A 15635-nucleotide genomic window follows, 5' to 3' on the forward strand; every position below is an offset into this window, starting at 1 on the left:
TTGTTCAGCCTACCTGTGCTGGCGCTGCTGGGGGTGGTGGCAGCAGGCACGTATTTCCAGACCGTCACGGGTTTTGGATTGGGCATGATCGTCATGGGCGTGGCCAGCGGACTGGGCCTGGCGCCCGTGCCTGCGCTGGCGGCCCTCGTCAGTTTGCTGTCCCTGGCCAATTGCCTGGTGGCCTTGCCGGGCGCCTTGCACCACCTGGACTGGCGCGCCATCCGCGCAGCCAGCATCGGCTTGCTGCCGGCCATGGCGGCCGGCGTCTTGCTATTGGGATATCTGGACCAGGCGTATGCACCTGTGCTGAAACTCTTGCTGGGCGCGGCCATCGTGTATGGCGGCGTCAGCATTTTGCTGCAGGCGCCGCCGGGGCCGGGCGCGGCCGACAAGCGCAGTTTCTTCATCAGCGGCGTGTGCGGCGGCCTGTTTTCCGGCCTGTTCTCGCTGGCGGGACCGCCGCTCGTGTACCAGTTTTATCGCCAGGAAATGAGTTTGACAACCATCCGCTACAGCCTGATCTTCCTGTTCGCCATCAGCGCGGGCGGACGCTCGCTGATGGCAGCCAGCCAGGGCCAGCTCGATGGGAAAGTCTTGCTGCTGTGCGTGCTGGCCCTGCCTGTCGGCGTGCTGGCCACCATGGCCGGCAAGCGCTATCCGCCGCCGATCGCCCAGCGCGGCATGCGCCGCATCGCGTTTGCCGTGCTGACCGCCATCGGCCTCTCGCTGATGGCGGCGGCCGTGCCGCAGCTGCTGGCCTAGGCCTTGAACGTCAATAAAGGTTTCAGTCGGGCCACCGATTGCAGCAAGCCCGCTTCCTCCTGCGCGGCGATGACGGGACCGATCTTTTTATAGGCCATCGGCGCTTCCTCGACGCGGCGTTCCTCGCGCAAAGTCACGCACTGGAACGCCATCTCGTCGCCGCCCACCGTGGGCCGCATGGCGCGCATGGCTTGGCGGCGGATGCTGCGCCCCGCGCCATGCGAACACGACCACAGCCAGTCGGGATTGCCCATGCCCGTGGCCACATAGGAATAATCGCCCATGGAGCCGGGGATCAGCGCCAGGTCGCCCGCGCGCGCCGGCGTGGCGCCCTTGCGGTGGATGTTCATGCCGTGCTCGCGCAGGATGACGTTGTGCGGCACGTCCACCACCAGGCGCGAGCTGTCGTGCGCATACACCTGCGACAGGCTGTCGCGTACCAGCTCGGCCAATACCATGCGGTTGACCCAGGCATAGCGCGACGCCACGCCCATGGCGTCCATGTACTCGCCGGCCAGTTCGCCCGTCAAGCCGTACAGGCCCGATTGCGGGTGGCGCAGGCCTTTCGGCCACGCCTCTCTGGCGCGGTCCATCCAGCGGCTGCCCACAAAAAAGCCCACGTCGCGGCTGCCGCTGTGGATCATGACGACCACTTCGCCCGGCACCAGCCCGTGCCGGTACGCGGCATGGCGGTCCATGACGGCATCGACCACCTGGATTTCCACGAAATGGTTGCCCGATCCCGTGATGCCCAGGCTGGGGTCGCGTATCACTTCGCGCGTGCCCACCAGCGCTTCGGGCGCATGGCGCAGGCCGCCGCCCAGTTCGCGCAGGGCGATGCAATCGTCGAGCTCGCGCAGCAAGCGCGCCTTGTCGACGCGGGGCCACAAGCCCTCATTGTGCAGGCTGTCGATGAACGCTTCCGGCCCCACGTCGAACAGGGCGGCAAACGCTTTCGAGCGCAGCGGCACGTTGCGGCCGTCTTCCAGCAGCACGTGCTTGAGCTTGCCGAGCAGCTGCGGCTTGCGCGCCTCGAACTGCGCCAGGCTCAAGCCCGTCGTGATCAGGCGCATGCCGCAGGCGATGTCCGTGCCGGGGATGGCGGGAATCACCATGTCGGCACTGGTGGCAACGATGCTGCCCACGGGCGCAATGCTGCCCGGATGGAAGTCGGGCGTGGCGCAGGCCTTGCACACATGGCCATCCTGGCCAGGCACGGCAACGACGGCAAATTCCATTAGCTGGCGCACGGCTTTTTCCTCGAGTGGAAAGTTGTGGGGCAACAGTACGGACGCCTGGGCGTGCGGATTGCTGAGTGTATAAATACCGTCGGCATAGGCGACAGCGATGCCCTGGCGGCGCAGGGCTTTTTGTAATCTGGATAGGGGAAACACGATTCTGCTCCGGAAATAACGAATGCACGGCCTTTTTGCAAGGGCCATGTTTGTTTTCCACGCAGCAGCGACAGGAAGTGCCGCCAGCTTAGCAAATTTTGTGCGGATTGCAAAGCGGCCGGCCCCGACAGTGCGTACGAGGGGGCGCACGATACGGATCAGCCACTTGCAAAATAATCAAACAGCCTTTATATTCGCGGTTCTTTCTCGAACCTCTTCCTTATTGGAGCCAAAAGTGCCTCGCTTCTTCGCCATCACCTGCTAACGCTGACGAAATGCTCTCTGCAGCATCGTTCGGCGCGTTGACGCCCCCGATTGCTGCGGCACTGTTTTTGCTCCTTCCGCACACGTATCCAGGACCACCGTCCTGATCGTCCACGCCCGAACACGTCGTCAGCACCCCTGACCCTGTATGGACACGCCCCGGTGAACGCGGCGTGGGACGCTATGTTTTTACAATCTTTGCCCTTATTTAAATACCCGCGCACGCCGCACCTGGAAGGCTCGCGCCTGCAGGACGGCGACGACGGCTCGGACCAGATGCCCCTGAAAAAGCTGGCCGGCCAGTACGTCGTCATCGAGGAAAAAATCGATGGCGCCAACTCCGCCGTGTCGTTCAGCGATGCGGGCGAGGTGCTGCTGCAGTCGCGCGGCCACTACCTGGCGGGCGGCGGCAGCGAACGCCAGTTCAACCTGTTGAAACCGTGGGCGCATGCGCACGAACACGCCTTGCTGGGCTTGCTGGAAGACCAGTATGTGCTGTTTGGCGAATGGGCCTACAGCAAGCACTCCGTGTTTTACGACCGCTTGCCCCATTACTTCAACGAGTTCGACGTGTATTGCCGCCGCAGCCAGATGTTTTTGTCCACGGCGCGCCGCCACGCCATGCTGGCCGGTTCGCCCGTGCTGTCCGTGCCCGTGCTGTATGCGGGCGCCATGCCCGCGTCGCCGAAACAGCTATGGCAGCTGCTGCGCCATTCGCTGGCCAAGTCCCGCTTGTGGCGCGACGCTTTCGAAGGCGTGGTGGCGCGCGAGCGCCTGCCGCTGGACCTGTGCTGGAAACAGACGGACAAGTCCGACCACGCGGAAGGCTTGTACCTGAAAGTGGAAGACGACGAGCAGGTGCTGGCCCGCTACAAGCTGGTGCGGCACGACTTTACGCAAACCATCCTCGACAGCGGCTCGCACCACAGCACGCGGCCATTGATCCCGAATCTGCTGGCCGAGGGCGTCGACCTGTATGCGCCGCAGCCGCTGGTCACATGGGAGAGCCTGGGCCTGCATACCTGCCGCTCGTTCGACGAGCTGGCAGCATTTTCAAGGAGTACAAAATGAACTGGAAACAGTTACAGCAACTGGTGCCACCAGCAGGGCAGTCGCCCGATTTCGAAGCCTGCCTGGCGGCCTTCCCGCAGCTGGAGCTGGCCAAGACGACGCCGCAAAACCCCGTCTACCACGCGGAAGGCGACGTGTGGACGCATACGATGATGGTGGTGGAATCCTTGCTGGCCATGCCCAGCTACCAGGCGGCCACGCGGGCGGAACAGGAAATCGTCTTCCTGGCGGCCTTGCTGCACGACGTGGCCAAGTGCAGCACCACGGTGATCGACCCCGTCACGGGCGCCATCGGCCAGCCGGGCCACTCGCGCAAGGGCGCCCTCGATGCGCGCATCGCCCTGTGGGACTATGCCGTGCCGTTTGCCGCGCGCGAAGAAATCTGCCGCCTGATCAATGTGCATCAGGTGCCGTTCTTTGCGCTGGAATCGTCGCGGCGTGGCGTGACGCCCGAGTTCACCGTGCGCGAGCTGTCGTGGCAGGTCGATATCCCCCTGCTGGCCATGCTGGCCGAGGCCGATATCCGCGGCAGGATCTGTCCCGATCCGCAGCGCATTTTAGATGCCATCGAGCTGTTCCGCGAACTGGCGCGCGAAGAGGGCTGCTACGGCCAGCGGCGCGCCTTTGTCGATGACCACACGCGCGTGAAATACTTTCGCGGCGCCGAGGCGCATCCCGACTACCCGCTGTTCCAGGAAGCGGGCTCGCACGTGATCGTCATGTCGGGCTTGCCCGCGTCGGGCAAGAATACATGGGTGGACAAGCACCATCCGCGCCTGCCCGTCGTCTCCTTCGACGATGCGCGCATCGCGCTGGGCTTGAAGCATGGCAAGAACGAGGGGCAGGTGGGCGACTATGCGGAAGAGCGGGCGCGCGAACTGCTGCGCAAGGGCGAACCGTTCGTGTGGAACGCCACGCATCTGTCCAAACTGATGCGCGAAAAGACGCTCAACCTGCTGTACAAATACCACGCGCAGGTGGAACTCGTGTACCTGGAGCAGCCGCGCAAGGAGCTGCTGCGGCGTAACGGCCAGCGCGACACTTCGCTCAGCAACAAGAAGCTGCAAGCGATGCTGTGGAACTGGGAAATCCCGCTGCCCATGGAAGCGCATGCCGTGCGCTACTGCGTCGACTAGGTCTGCCGCCGTCAAGCGCCATCGAAAGCGCTTGACCGGCCGGGCGCCACGCGCCATGCTGGGCGCATGATCATTGTTTTCCCTTCTTTCCTGTAAGCCTGCCGCAGCTTTGCCCCGCAAGGGGCGGGCCGCCGCATGGCCATCGCTGATCTCACCATCTCACCATTTCATCGTCGCGCGCTGCCGCTCCATCCGGGGTGCGCCTGCGCGCGCCACAAGGAAACGAACATGAAAACAATGCATCTCGCCGTCGCCGTCGCCGGCGCGTCCGGCCAGCTGGGCTCCCTCGTCGTCAATGAGCTTGCCAGCCAGTGTGCCGGCCATCCCGGCACGACGCTTGCGGCCATTACCCGCACGCCGGAGCGCCACGCCGCGTGGCAGGCGCAGGGCATCGACGTGCGCTGGGGCGACTTTGACCAGCCGCAGGGCCTGGCCGCGGCCTTCCACGGCGTCGGGCGCCTGCTGTTGATCAGCACGAATGTCATCGACGGCACGGGCCGCCGCATTGCGCAGCACCAGCATGCCATCGAGGCGGCGCGCCAGGCGGGCGTGGTGCATATCGTCTACACCTCGTTCCTGCAGCCGGAGGATGGCAAGCGCTCGCTGCTGAACGACGACCACCGGGCCACGGAAGCGTTGCTGGCCGCCAGCGGCATCGCCCATACGATCTTGCGCAATGCGTTTTACCAGGACTTGCTGCTGGCGGTGCTGGGCGCTGCCGCCGTCGACGGCCAGTTGCGCACGGCGATGGGAGCAGGCCATGTGTCGTACGTGGCGCGCGAGGATTGTGCGCATGCGGCCGCCGCTGCCCTGGCCGATGGCTATTCCGGCAACCGTATCCTGGACATCACGGGACCCGCTTCCCTCGATGCGCCGGCGCTGGCCGCCATCGCCGCCCGGCTGTTCGGCAAGCCTGTCGAGGTCGTGCACCTCGACATGGACGCGCGCGCACGCCATTTCATCACGTCCGGCATGCCGGCGCCGATGGCACAGATGCTGGCGGGTATCGAGCGCTGGCTGGCCACCGATGCCATGCACATCGTCAGCGATGACTATCGCGTGCTGACGGGCCGGCAGGCGTCGCCCGTGCCAGCGTTTTTGCATGCGCATCGCCAGCAGTTGCTGGCACCGGCGCTGCCGCCGGCATAGCGGCTATCGTTTTCGCCCGCCAATCAGCTGGGCGATCTCGCTGAACAGCTCATTGTTCAGCGAGGCGGGCAGGGTGGTGGCCAGGCTGCGGCTGTAGTAGGCGCCCAGCTCCAGGCCCAGTCCCAGCCCGCAGATTTCCACGGCGCCCTGTGCCTCGCGGCGCGCCACCACTTGTTTCAGATGTTGCGCCAGGTAAAACTCGTCGTTGGCCAGGTTCGTGGCTGTATCCATCGGGCAACCGTCGGACACGACGAGCAGGATGCGCCGCCGCTCGGGCCGCGCCAGCATGCGCGCACACGCCCAGTCCACGGCTTCGCCATCGACGCCTTCGCGGTACAGGTCTGCTTTCAGCAGGGCCGCGATGTCGGGGCGTGCGCGGCGCCAGCTGGTCTCGCCATCCTTGAAGACCATGTGCACGAGCTCGTTCAAGCGGCCCGGCTGGGCGGGCGAGCGGGCGCGCATCCAGTCGCGTTTGACTCTTCCCCCGTTCCACGCGCCCGTCGTAAAACCCAGCAACTCCGTGGCGATGCCCGCCTGGTCCAGCGCGCGCAATAGAATGTCGAGTAGCACGGCCACGGAGTCCGCATGCGTTTTCATGGAACCGGAGCAATCGACGAGAAAGGTGACGAGGCAATCGGCCTGCGGCAGGAATTGTTCCTTGCGAAACAGCCGGCGTTCTGACGGCGAGCTGATCAGCTGCGCCAGACGCCGGCCATCGATATAGCCTTCCTCTTCGCCGAACGACCAGCCATCGCGCCGGGGCACGGCCAGCAGCTGGCTGAAACGCCGCGCCAGGCGGGCCGTGTTGATGCCCAGGCTGGCGATGCGCGCATCCATGCGTTCGCGGTACTCGAGCAGCAGGGCGCGGCGCACCAGTTCGCCCGCTTGTTCTTCGCGGTCATACGCCGTGGAATACGCTTTGTAGGCGCCATCGCTGTCGCGCATGGCGCGGCTGTCGCCCAGCGGGGCCGCATCGGGAATGTGGTCGTTGTCGCTATCGAAATCGAGCAGCAGCTTGAAGGCCGCCTGTGCCTTGGCGTCGCCCGCTTCGTCCTGCTGGCCATCGCGCGCCGCCTGTGCCTCTTGCAGCATGGCGTCGACGGCATGGGCGATGGCCAGAGAGTGGCGCGCAAAGGCCGCCTGGTCCATGCGGTGGCGGCGCAATCCCGCCAGGTCGCCGCTCAATGCGGAGGAAACGGACCAGCGCGTCGCTTCGATGAAATCTTCCGTCTTTTCCAGCACGGGCCGGGCCGTCAAACGCGACCAGCACATCTGGAACACCGTGTACAGCAGCAAGCCCGACGCGCCTTCGGCCAGGCCGGAATCGTAGAACGCGTGCGACCAAGCCGTGAAACGGTGGCGCAGGTTGCCGATCACGCCCGCGTGCTGCTCGGGCGCCAGGGTTTCCACCCTCAACTGTTCCAGCAATTCGAAGACGAGGCGCGCCACCGGTGCCAAAGGACACAGCGACTTGTGCAAGGCCGCATCCGTATGCAGCAAACGCAGGGCCACGCTGTCGGCCGCGCCCCGCAGCGACGGCAGGTCCTGCAGGGCCGCATCGGCTTGCAGATGGGCAGCGTGGATGGGCAGGGGGCGGTGGCCGTCGTGCAGGCGCCGGCCCCGGTAGCGGATGGCGGCAACGCCGCTCAGTGCGCGGATGGCGCCCGCGCACAGCTCGTCCGTTTCCTGCTGTTCGCGCGTGTAGGGGGCAGGCGCCGTCGCTTCCGTGCTCATGCCTGGCTCGCCAGCAATTCCTCATTGAAACAGCGCTGGTAATACTCGGCCACCATGGGGCGCTCGGCCTCGTCGCATTTGTTGAGGAAGGACAGGCGGAAGGCCAGCGCCGGGTCGCGGAAGATCTGGCAGTTTTCCGCCCACGTGATGACGGTCCGTGGCGACATCAGGCAGGCCAGGTCGCCCGCCGCATAGCCGTGGCGCGTGAGGCTGGCCACGGCCACCATGGCGGCGGCCAGCTGGCGGCCCGCCTCGTCGTTCATGGCGGGAACCCTGGCCAGCACGATTGCCGCTTCTTCCGCCTGCGGCAGATAGTTCAAGGTGGCAACGATATTCCAGCGGTCGATCTGCGCGTGATTGAGCACTTGCGTGCCGTGGTACATGCCGTTCAGGTTACCCAATCCTACCGTATTCGAGGTGGCGAACAAACGGAAGTGGGGATGCGGCGTGATGACCCGGTTCTGGTCGAGCAGGGTGAACTTGCCGTCGCGCTCGAGGATGCGCTGGATGACGAACATCACGTCGGGGCGGCCCGCGTCGTACTCGTCGAAGATCAGGGCCACGGGGCGCTGCAGGGACCAGGGCACGATGCCTTCCTGGAATTCCGTCACCTGCTGCTGTTCGCGCAGCACGATGGCGTCCTTGCCGACCAGGTCCAGGCGGCTGATGTGGCCATCGAGGTTGACGCGCACGCAGGGCCAGTTCAGGCGGGCCGCCACCTGCTCGATATGCGTGGACTTGCCCGTGCCGTGCAAGCCTTGCACCATCACGCGGCGGTTGTGGGTGAAGCCGGCCAGGATCGCCAGGGTCACGTCCCGGTTGAAGCGGTAGGCGGGGTCGATGTCGGGCACGTGCGGATCGCGCTCCGTGAAGACGGGCACGAGCAGGTCGCTGTCGATATGGAACAGGCTGCGCACGGACTGCAAGGTTTGCGCCGCTGCGGCGGGGGGATGTTGGCGTGAATCTGGCACCTTGTTCTCCTGTGAAACCGCAGCGGGGCGCTACGGGGTTATGAATTACCTGCCTGTAATGCGTCGTCGTCCCCGCCTGTCGTCGGCATGGTTTCCGATTCGATGGCGGCCAGGGCTTGCGCGGCGCGTTGCAATGCTGGCAAGAAATGTAAAGCCTTGTCGTGCGTCAAACGGATGATGGGCGCCTGGATGGCCACGGCCAGGTTTGAGCGGCCATTCGGGTTCGGCACCAGCACGGCCACGCAGAGCAGGCCGGGCAGGAATTCCTCGTCGTCCAGCGCATAACCGTTGCGGCGCACCAGTTCCAGTTCGCGCTCGAGCTTGACGGGGTCCGTTTCCGTCTTGTCCGTAAAGCGCGTCAATTCCATGTGGCCCAGCAGGCGGCGCCGTTGCACGGGCGTCATCTGTGCCAGGAACAGCTTGCCGCTGGACGAGCAGTGGGCCGGTACGCGCGAACCCGGATGCAGGTAGAAGCGCAGCGGCGCCGCCGTTTCCACCCGGTCCAGGTACACCACTTCGCTGCCGCTGAAGGCCGTCAGGTTGCAGCTTTCGCCCACTTCCTCGACCAGCTGGCGCAAGACCATGCGGCGGGCGCCATGGAACGTGTTGTTAATCAGCAGGTTCGACGCCAGGCGGCGCAGGCGCACGCCCGTGCTGTAGTGGCGGCCATCGCTTTCGCGCTGCAGCACGCCCACGCTTTCCAGCTGTTGCAGCATGCGGTGCAGGGTGGGTTTCGGTAATCCTGTTTCTTCCACCAGCGCTTGCAGCGACAGCAACTGGTCTTTTTCGGCAATCACTTCCAGCAAGGCAAACAAACGCATCGTGGGCGTGTCGCCTTCCAGTTTTTCCGGCTCAAGTTTTGGGGATGAAATCATGTCCATGGTGGCCTCGGTTGGGTAGCTCTGAGTGTGACGTCAGCTTATTTCATTTTCGAACTCAAATTGTACCGTTTCCTTGAAAATCTGTTTGACTTTTGATTGCTGAACGCTTAAATTGAATTGTATATCAAATTTCGGAACAAAATATACCGATTTTTAATAAATTCGTTGCAGTTCATCACCACAGACCAGGAGACACCCATGAATGACATGACAGAACAAAAAGCCGCCGCCGCAGCCGCTACCGCAGCAACCCCCACAGGCCCGCAAAAGATGACGCCTTCCGAAGCGTTCGTGGAAACCCTGGCCGCCAATGGCGTGACCGACATGTTCGGCATCATGGGCTCGGCCTTCATGGACCCGATGGATATCTTTGCCCCCGCCGGCATCCGCCTGATTCCCGTCGTGCACGAGCAGGGCGCCGGCCACATGGCCGACGGCTATGCCCGCGTCTCGGGCCGCCATGGCGTGGTCATCGGCCAGAACGGTCCCGGCATCAGCAATTGCGTCACGGCCATCGCCGCCGCCTACTGGGCGCACACCCCCGTCGTGATCATCACGCCCGAGACGGGCACGATGAGCATGGGCCTGGGCGGCTTCCAGGAAGCGAACCAGCTGCCCATGTTCGAGGAATTCACCAAGTACCAGGGCCACGTGACCAATCCGGCCCGCATGGCGGAATTTACGGGCCGCTGTTTTGACCGCGCCATGTCGGAAATGGGCCCGACGCAGCTGAACATCCCGCGCGACTATTTCTATGGCGAAATCAAGGCCGAGATCCCGAAACCGAACCGCCTGGACCGCGGCGCGGGCGGCGAGCAAAGCCTCGACGATGCGGCGGAATTGCTGGCGCAGGCCAAGTTCCCTGTGATTATCTCGGGCGGCGGCGTCGTCATGGGCGAAGCCATCGAAGAATGCAAGGCGCTGGCCGAACGCCTCGGTGCCCCAGTCGTCAACAGCTATCTGCACAATGATTCGTTCCCCGCCAGCCACCCGCTGTGGTGTGGCCCGCTGGGCTATCAAGGTTCGAAGGCGGCGATGAAACTGATCGCGCAGGCCGACGTCGTCGTGGCCCTCGGTTCGCGCCTGGGGCCGTTCGGCACCCTGCCGCAGCACGGCATGGATTACTGGCCGAAAAACGCCAAGATCATCCAGATCGACGCGGACAACAAGATGCTGGGTCTGGTGAAAAAGATTTCGGTGGGCATCTGCGGCGACGCCAAGGCGGCCGCCAAGGCCATCCTGTCCCGCCTCGATGGCAAGAAGCTCGATTGCGACGCCACGCGCGAAGAACGCTACGCCACCGTGCAAGCGGAAAAGGCCGCGTGGGAAGAGGAATTGACGAACTGGACGCACGAAAAAGATGCGTACAGCCTGGACATGATCGAAGAGCAGAAGAAAGAGCCGGGCAACTACCTGCACCCGCGCCAGGTCTTGCGCGAGCTGGAAAAAGCCATGCCGGAAGACGTGATGGTGTCGACCGATATCGGCAACATCAACTCGGTGGCCAATAGCTATCTGCGCTTTGAAAAGCCGCGCAGCTTCTTTGCGGCGATGAGCTTTGGCAACTGCGGCTATGCGTTCCCGACCATCATCGGCGCCAAGGTGGCAGCACCGCACCGTCCGGCCGTATCGTATGCGGGCGACGGCGCCTGGGGCATGAGCTTGATGGAAACCATGACCTGCGTGCGCCACAACATTCCCGTCACGGCCGTGGTGTTCCACAACCGCCAGTGGGGCGCGGAAAAGAAAAACCAGGTGGATTTTTACAACCGCCGCTTCGTCGCCGGTGAACTCGACAACCAGAGCTTTGCGGAAATCGCGCGGGCCATGGGCGCCGAAGGCATCACGGTCGACAAGCTGGAAGACGTGGGCCCGGCCCTGAAGAAGGCGATCGACATGCAGATGAATGAAGGCAAGACCACCATCATTGAAATCATGTGCACGCGCGAGCTGGGCGACCCGTTCCGCCGCGATGCGCTGAGCAAGCCGATCCGTCACCTGGACAAGTACAAAGACTACGTCTAAGTATCCCCAAAGCGGGGACTGGGGTCGGTCGCTTTGCGATCGGCATGCCTCCCACTGGGAGGCATGCCCCCTGCAAGGTCTGACCCAGGCATTTGGCGCCAGCCCGGCGTCATCCGGCACTGCACTGTGACGAAATTCTCACACATTGTCACTTCAGTATCGCAATTTCAATAAAGAATACAAAGCGTCCCGGTATTTGGATTATTTGATTTGACAAGCACCCGCATTAGGCTTAAATTCAATAAAAATACTAAAAAACGGAACGAAAAGTACCAAATTTGACTTACGGAGACAAAAATGAATACACGCGTACCCACCGATGCCGTTACCACGGACTTCCTGCAAGCGTTCGGCGATGCCTGGAACCGCCACGATATCGAGGCCCTGATGGCTGCCATGGCCGACGATTGCGAATTCCACGCCGTCGCCGGTCCTGAACTTCTGGGCAAGAGCTTCATCGGCCGCGACGCCGTGCGTGCCGGCTTCGAGCTGGCCTGGCAAACCTTTCCTGACGCTGCCTGGCTCAATCCCGTGCATTTCGTCAGCGGCGAACGGGGCGTGACGGAGTCGACGTTTGCGGGCACCAAGGCGGACGGCACGCGCATCGAAGCGCGCATGGTCGATATCTTCACCTTCCGCGACGGCAAGATCGCCGTCAAGAATGCTTTCCGCAAGGATCGCCCACCCGTCGTCACAGTCTGAGCCAGCACGTTCACCAGGAATGACCATGAACAAACCTGTCGACACCCCGCCTGGCGTAATGGGCAACAGCACCGCCGCCCGCACGCCCTACGATCCCGCCTTCGATCCGCTGGTGGCCCAGCGCCCCGGCCACGGCAATGCCTACGCGCCCACCTACTGGATCGGCACGGCCGGCGAGCCGCCCGCCGACGACGGTCCCATCACGCATGACATCGACGTCGACGTGGCCATCATCGGCTCGGGTTTTACGGGCCTGTCCTGCGCCATCTTCCTGGCCCAGGAACACGGCATCAAGGCCACCGTGCTGGAAGCGAACCGGGTCAGCTGGGGCTGCAGCACGCGCAACGGCGGCCAGGCCCAGTGCACGACGGGCCGCCTGAAGCGCTCGCAGTGGATAGACCGCTACGGCCTGGACACGGCCCTGAAGCTGCACACGGAAGTGTGCGACGCGATGGAAACGTTCAAGAAGATCACGGCCGACATCGATTGCGACCCGCAGCCGGGCGGCCACCTGTACATCGCCCACAAGGCGAAAGCCATGCCCGCGCTGGAAAAAGAAGCCAAGGTCATGCGCGAGATCTTCAAGTACGATGCGCGCATCCTCGACGCCGACACCGTCAAGCGCGAATTCGTCGACGACAAGGAAGCGGCCGGCGCGCTGCACGAGCCGGAAGGCATCGGCATCCACGCGGGCAAGCTGGCCTTCGGCTACCTGCGCAAGGCGCGCGCGCTGGGCGCCAAGGTGCACCCATCGAGCCCCGTGATGGGCTGGGAAACGCGCAATGGCGTGCATTACCTGCAAACGCCGGGCGGCGTGGTGCGCGCCCGTTCCGTGGCCGTGGCCACGGGCGGCTACACCTCGCCCCATCTGCATCCGCAAGTGAAGAACCGCTTGCTGCCGATTCTGTCGAACTCGCTCGTCACGCGCCCTTTGACCCCGGCGGAAATCGCGGCGTGCAATTTCCGCACCCACCAGGTGATCACGGATACGCGCATCCTGCGCCACTACTACCGCCTGATGCCGGACAACCGCGTGCAGATCGGCAGCCGCAGCGCCATCACGGGCGCCGACGCGCCGGACGACAAATACAAACAGTTTTTGATCAACGATCTGCACCGCAAGTTCCCCGCGCTGACGGGCATCGCCATCGATTACTCGTGGTGGGGCTGGGTCGACGTCAGCCACGACATGATGCCGCGCATCGTGCAGCCGGACCCGAAGCAATCGATCTTCTATTCGCTCGGTTACGGCGGCAACGGCGTCATGTACTCGGCGCAGGCAGGGCGGCGCATGGCCGAGCGCATCGCGGGCAAGGCCAGCGACACGGGCTTGCCGATCTTCAATTCGAAACTGCCGTATCCCAACATGATGGAACTGGTCGAGTCGCAAGCGTTCGCCCCGTTCCGCCGCCTGGGCCAGCGCTTCCTGTACCGCTGGTATCACTTGAAGGATGAAGTGTTTTAAATCGTTTTAAATCGCAGTAGCCGTACTAAGCCGCCGCATGAGTTGACATAGAGCAACCAGCGGCGCCTCCCGCAAGGGATGAGATTGCCCGCACGTTCACACATAACAATAACTTGGAGTGAGACATGAACACAAATACGAGCAAAAACACGGTATCTTCAACGATGCGCCGCGCCGTCCTCGGCACCCTGGTGCTGGGCGTCGCCCTTGCCTCCAGCGGCACGGCCTTCGCGCAAGGCAAGGAAGTGACGATTGCCTACCAGGAAATCAACGGTCCCTTCCTCGTGGCCATCGCCAGCGGCGAAGTGGAAAAAACCACGGGCTACAAGATCAACTGGCGCAAGTTCGACTCGGGCGCCAAGGTGGCCACCGGCATGGCGTCCGGCGACGTGCAGATCGGCGTCATCGGTTCGAGTCCCCTGACGGCGGCCGTCAGCCGCGGCGTCGACCTGCAGCTGTTCTGGATCATCGACGACATCAATGAAGCCGAAGCGATGGTGGCCCGCAACGGTGCCGGTATCAGCAAGCCGACGGACTTGCGCGGCAAGAAGATCGCCGTGCCATTCGTTTCCACCACGCACTTCCACACCATGTTTGCGCTGGAAAACTGGGGCATCAAGCCCACGGAAGTGAAATTGCTCAACATGCAGCCGAACCAGATCGCCGCCGCTTGGGAACGGGGCGACATCGACGCGGCCTTCGTATGGGACCCGGCCTTGAGCAAGCTCAAGCAAAACGGCAAGGTACTCGTCACTTCGGGCGAACTGAGCAAGAAGGGCAAGGCCACGTTTGACGGCATGGCCGTCGAGCGCGCCTGGGGCGAAGCGAACGCGGACTTTATGGCCAAGTTCGTCAAGGTGATGGCCGCGGCCGACGCCGACTACCGCGCCAATCCGAAGGCGTGGACCGTCGATTCCCCGCAGGTGAAAGCCAACGTCAAGCATTCGGGCGCGGCCGCCAAGGACGTGGCTGCTTCCGTGGCCCTGTACGCCTATCCCTCGCTGCAGGAACAGGCGTCGCCCGCCTGGCTCGGTGGCGGCGCGAAGGGCGGCGTGGCGCAAGCCTTGCTGGCCACGGCGCAATTTTTGAAGGGCGAAGGCAAGATCGACGCCCTGGCGCCGGATTATGCCAAATATGTGACACCCAGGTATGCACAGGCCGCCGGCCTGCTGAAGTAAACGTTGTGCGGTGGCGCGCCGGCGGGCGCGCTGACTGAACAAAGTGCGTTGAACTGAAGTGACTACACCTATGCGGGGCACACGATGGAAAATCTCTACGTCAAGGATGTCAGCGTGATTTATCCGGGCAAGACGGCCGGTGAACGCGTACATGCCTTAAACAATATCAATCTGACCATTAACAGCGGCGACTTCGTCGTCGCGCTGGGCGCCTCGGGCTGCGGCAAGACCACCTTGCTGAGCCTGATGGCAGGCTTTATCGCCCCGTCCAAGGGCGAGATCATGCTCGGCGACAACAAGGTGGAAGGGCCGGGCGCCGACCGTGGCGTCGTGTTCCAGAAACATGCCTTGCTGCCCTGGCTGAACGTGATGGAAAACGTGGAATTCGGCCTGAAGCTGCAAGGCGTGCCGAAAGCCGTGCGGCGCGAACAGGCGGCCAAGAACCTGGCGCTCGTGGGTTTGAAGGACTTTCACGACAATATGATTTATCAATTGTCGGGCGGCATGCAGCAGCGCGTCGGCATCGCCCGCGCCCTGACCAGCAATCCCGCCATGCTGCTGATGGATGAACCGATGGCGGCGCTCGATGCGCTGACGCGCGAAACCATCCAGGAATTGCTGCTCGATATCTGGGCCAAATCCAGCACCATGTTCTTCTTCATTACCCACAGCGTCGACGAGGCGCTGTTCCTGGCGAACCGGCTGATCGTCATGTCACCCCGTCCGGGCCGCATCACGCACACGTATGAACTCGATTTCAACAAGCGCTTCCTCGAGTGCCGCGATGCGCGCGCCGTGAAATCGAGCCCGGACTTCATCAAGATGCGCGAAACGGTGCTCAACATCATTTATGGCGACGAGCGCGCCGTCAATAAAGAGCTGGAGGTGTCCCATGCATAGCCC

13 protein-coding genes are annotated in these 15635 nt (G+C 63.5%); 9 read left to right on the forward strand and 4 right to left on the reverse strand.

The window, feature by feature from the left end:
• Entirely contained in the window at positions 1–762 is a 762-nt protein-coding gene (locus tag GCN75_RS10965; protein WP_226941287.1) for a sulfite exporter TauE/SafE family protein, read from the forward strand.
• Here the strand turns inward: GCN75_RS10965 and GCN75_RS10970 are convergent.
• Positions 759–2156, reverse strand: coding sequence for an RtcB family protein (locus GCN75_RS10970; protein WP_193317458.1), 1398 nt, complete (start codon positions 2154–2156; stop codon positions 759–761). The genes GCN75_RS10965 and GCN75_RS10970 overlap by 4 nt on opposite strands.
• Positions 2157–2603: 447 nt before the next feature.
• On the opposite strand from GCN75_RS10970, the gene GCN75_RS10975 reads away from it, so the two are divergent.
• The 3 genes from GCN75_RS10975 (at position 2604) to GCN75_RS10985 (ending at position 5776) form a co-directional block, all read left to right on the forward strand.
• Positions 2604–3491: an RNA ligase family protein gene (locus GCN75_RS10975; RefSeq protein WP_152282561.1), complete on the forward strand. Its 888-nt coding sequence runs from the start codon at positions 2604–2606 to the stop codon at positions 3489–3491.
• Entirely contained in the window at positions 3488–4627 is a 1140-nt protein-coding gene (locus GCN75_RS10980) for an AAA family ATPase (RefSeq protein WP_152282562.1), read from the forward strand. Before GCN75_RS10975 ends, GCN75_RS10980 begins: the two co-directional genes overlap by 4 nt.
• Before the next feature lie 228 nt (positions 4628–4855).
• The gene (locus GCN75_RS10985; protein WP_193317459.1) at positions 4856–5776 is read left to right on the forward strand and encodes an NAD(P)H-binding protein; all 921 of its coding nucleotides are present in this window, start codon (positions 4856–4858) and stop codon (positions 5774–5776) included.
• 3 nt (positions 5777–5779) lie between these two features.
• Here GCN75_RS10985 and GCN75_RS10990 read toward each other — a convergent pair whose 3' ends face one another.
• The 3 genes from GCN75_RS10990 to GCN75_RS11000 are packed head-to-tail and all read right to left on the reverse strand — an operon-like array spanning position 5780 to position 9356.
• Positions 5780–7510 carry a cobaltochelatase CobT-related protein gene (locus tag GCN75_RS10990; protein WP_152282564.1) on the reverse strand — a complete coding sequence of 577 codons (1731 nt, stop codon included), beginning with the start codon at positions 7508–7510 and terminating at the stop codon, positions 5780–5782.
• Complete coding sequence (locus tag GCN75_RS10995) at positions 7507–8481, reverse strand: AAA family ATPase (protein ID WP_226941288.1); 975 nt, start codon at positions 8479–8481, stop codon at positions 7507–7509. The genes GCN75_RS10990 and GCN75_RS10995 overlap by 4 nt, the downstream gene beginning before the upstream one ends.
• 38 nt (positions 8482–8519) lie before the next feature.
• Positions 8520–9356, reverse strand: coding sequence for an IclR family transcriptional regulator (locus tag GCN75_RS11000; protein WP_369811606.1), 837 nt, complete (start codon positions 9354–9356; stop codon positions 8520–8522).
• A gap of 213 nt (positions 9357–9569) precedes the next feature.
• Here GCN75_RS11000 and xsc point away from each other — a divergent pair, with 213 nt between their 5' ends.
• From xsc to GCN75_RS11025, 5 genes are all read left to right on the forward strand, one after another.
• Positions 9570–11387, forward strand: a complete 1818-nt coding sequence (xsc, locus tag GCN75_RS11005; protein ID WP_152282642.1) for a sulfoacetaldehyde acetyltransferase — start codon at positions 9570–9572, stop codon at positions 11385–11387.
• Between the two features lie 297 nt (positions 11388–11684).
• Positions 11685–12089, forward strand: coding sequence for a nuclear transport factor 2 family protein (locus GCN75_RS11010; protein WP_152258195.1), 405 nt, complete (start codon positions 11685–11687; stop codon positions 12087–12089).
• Between the two features lie 25 nt (positions 12090–12114).
• Entirely contained in the window at positions 12115–13554 is a 1440-nt protein-coding gene (locus tag GCN75_RS11015) for an NAD(P)/FAD-dependent oxidoreductase (protein ID WP_152282565.1), read from the forward strand.
• Positions 13555–13679: 125 nt separating this feature from the next.
• Complete coding sequence (gene tauA, locus GCN75_RS11020; RefSeq protein ID WP_405002802.1) at positions 13680–14732, forward strand: taurine ABC transporter substrate-binding protein; 1053 nt, start codon at positions 13680–13682, stop codon at positions 14730–14732.
• Positions 14733–14816: 84 nt separating this feature from the next.
• Positions 14817–15632: a taurine ABC transporter ATP-binding protein gene (locus GCN75_RS11025; protein ID WP_070219220.1), complete on the forward strand. Its 816-nt coding sequence runs from the start codon at positions 14817–14819 to the stop codon at positions 15630–15632.
• The last annotated feature ends 3 nt before the right edge of the window (positions 15633–15635 follow it).

The organism is Janthinobacterium violaceinigrum (assembly GCF_009208555.1).
In the GTDB taxonomy this organism is placed as follows: Bacteria; Pseudomonadota; Gammaproteobacteria; order Burkholderiales; family Burkholderiaceae_D; genus Janthinobacterium; species Janthinobacterium violaceinigrum.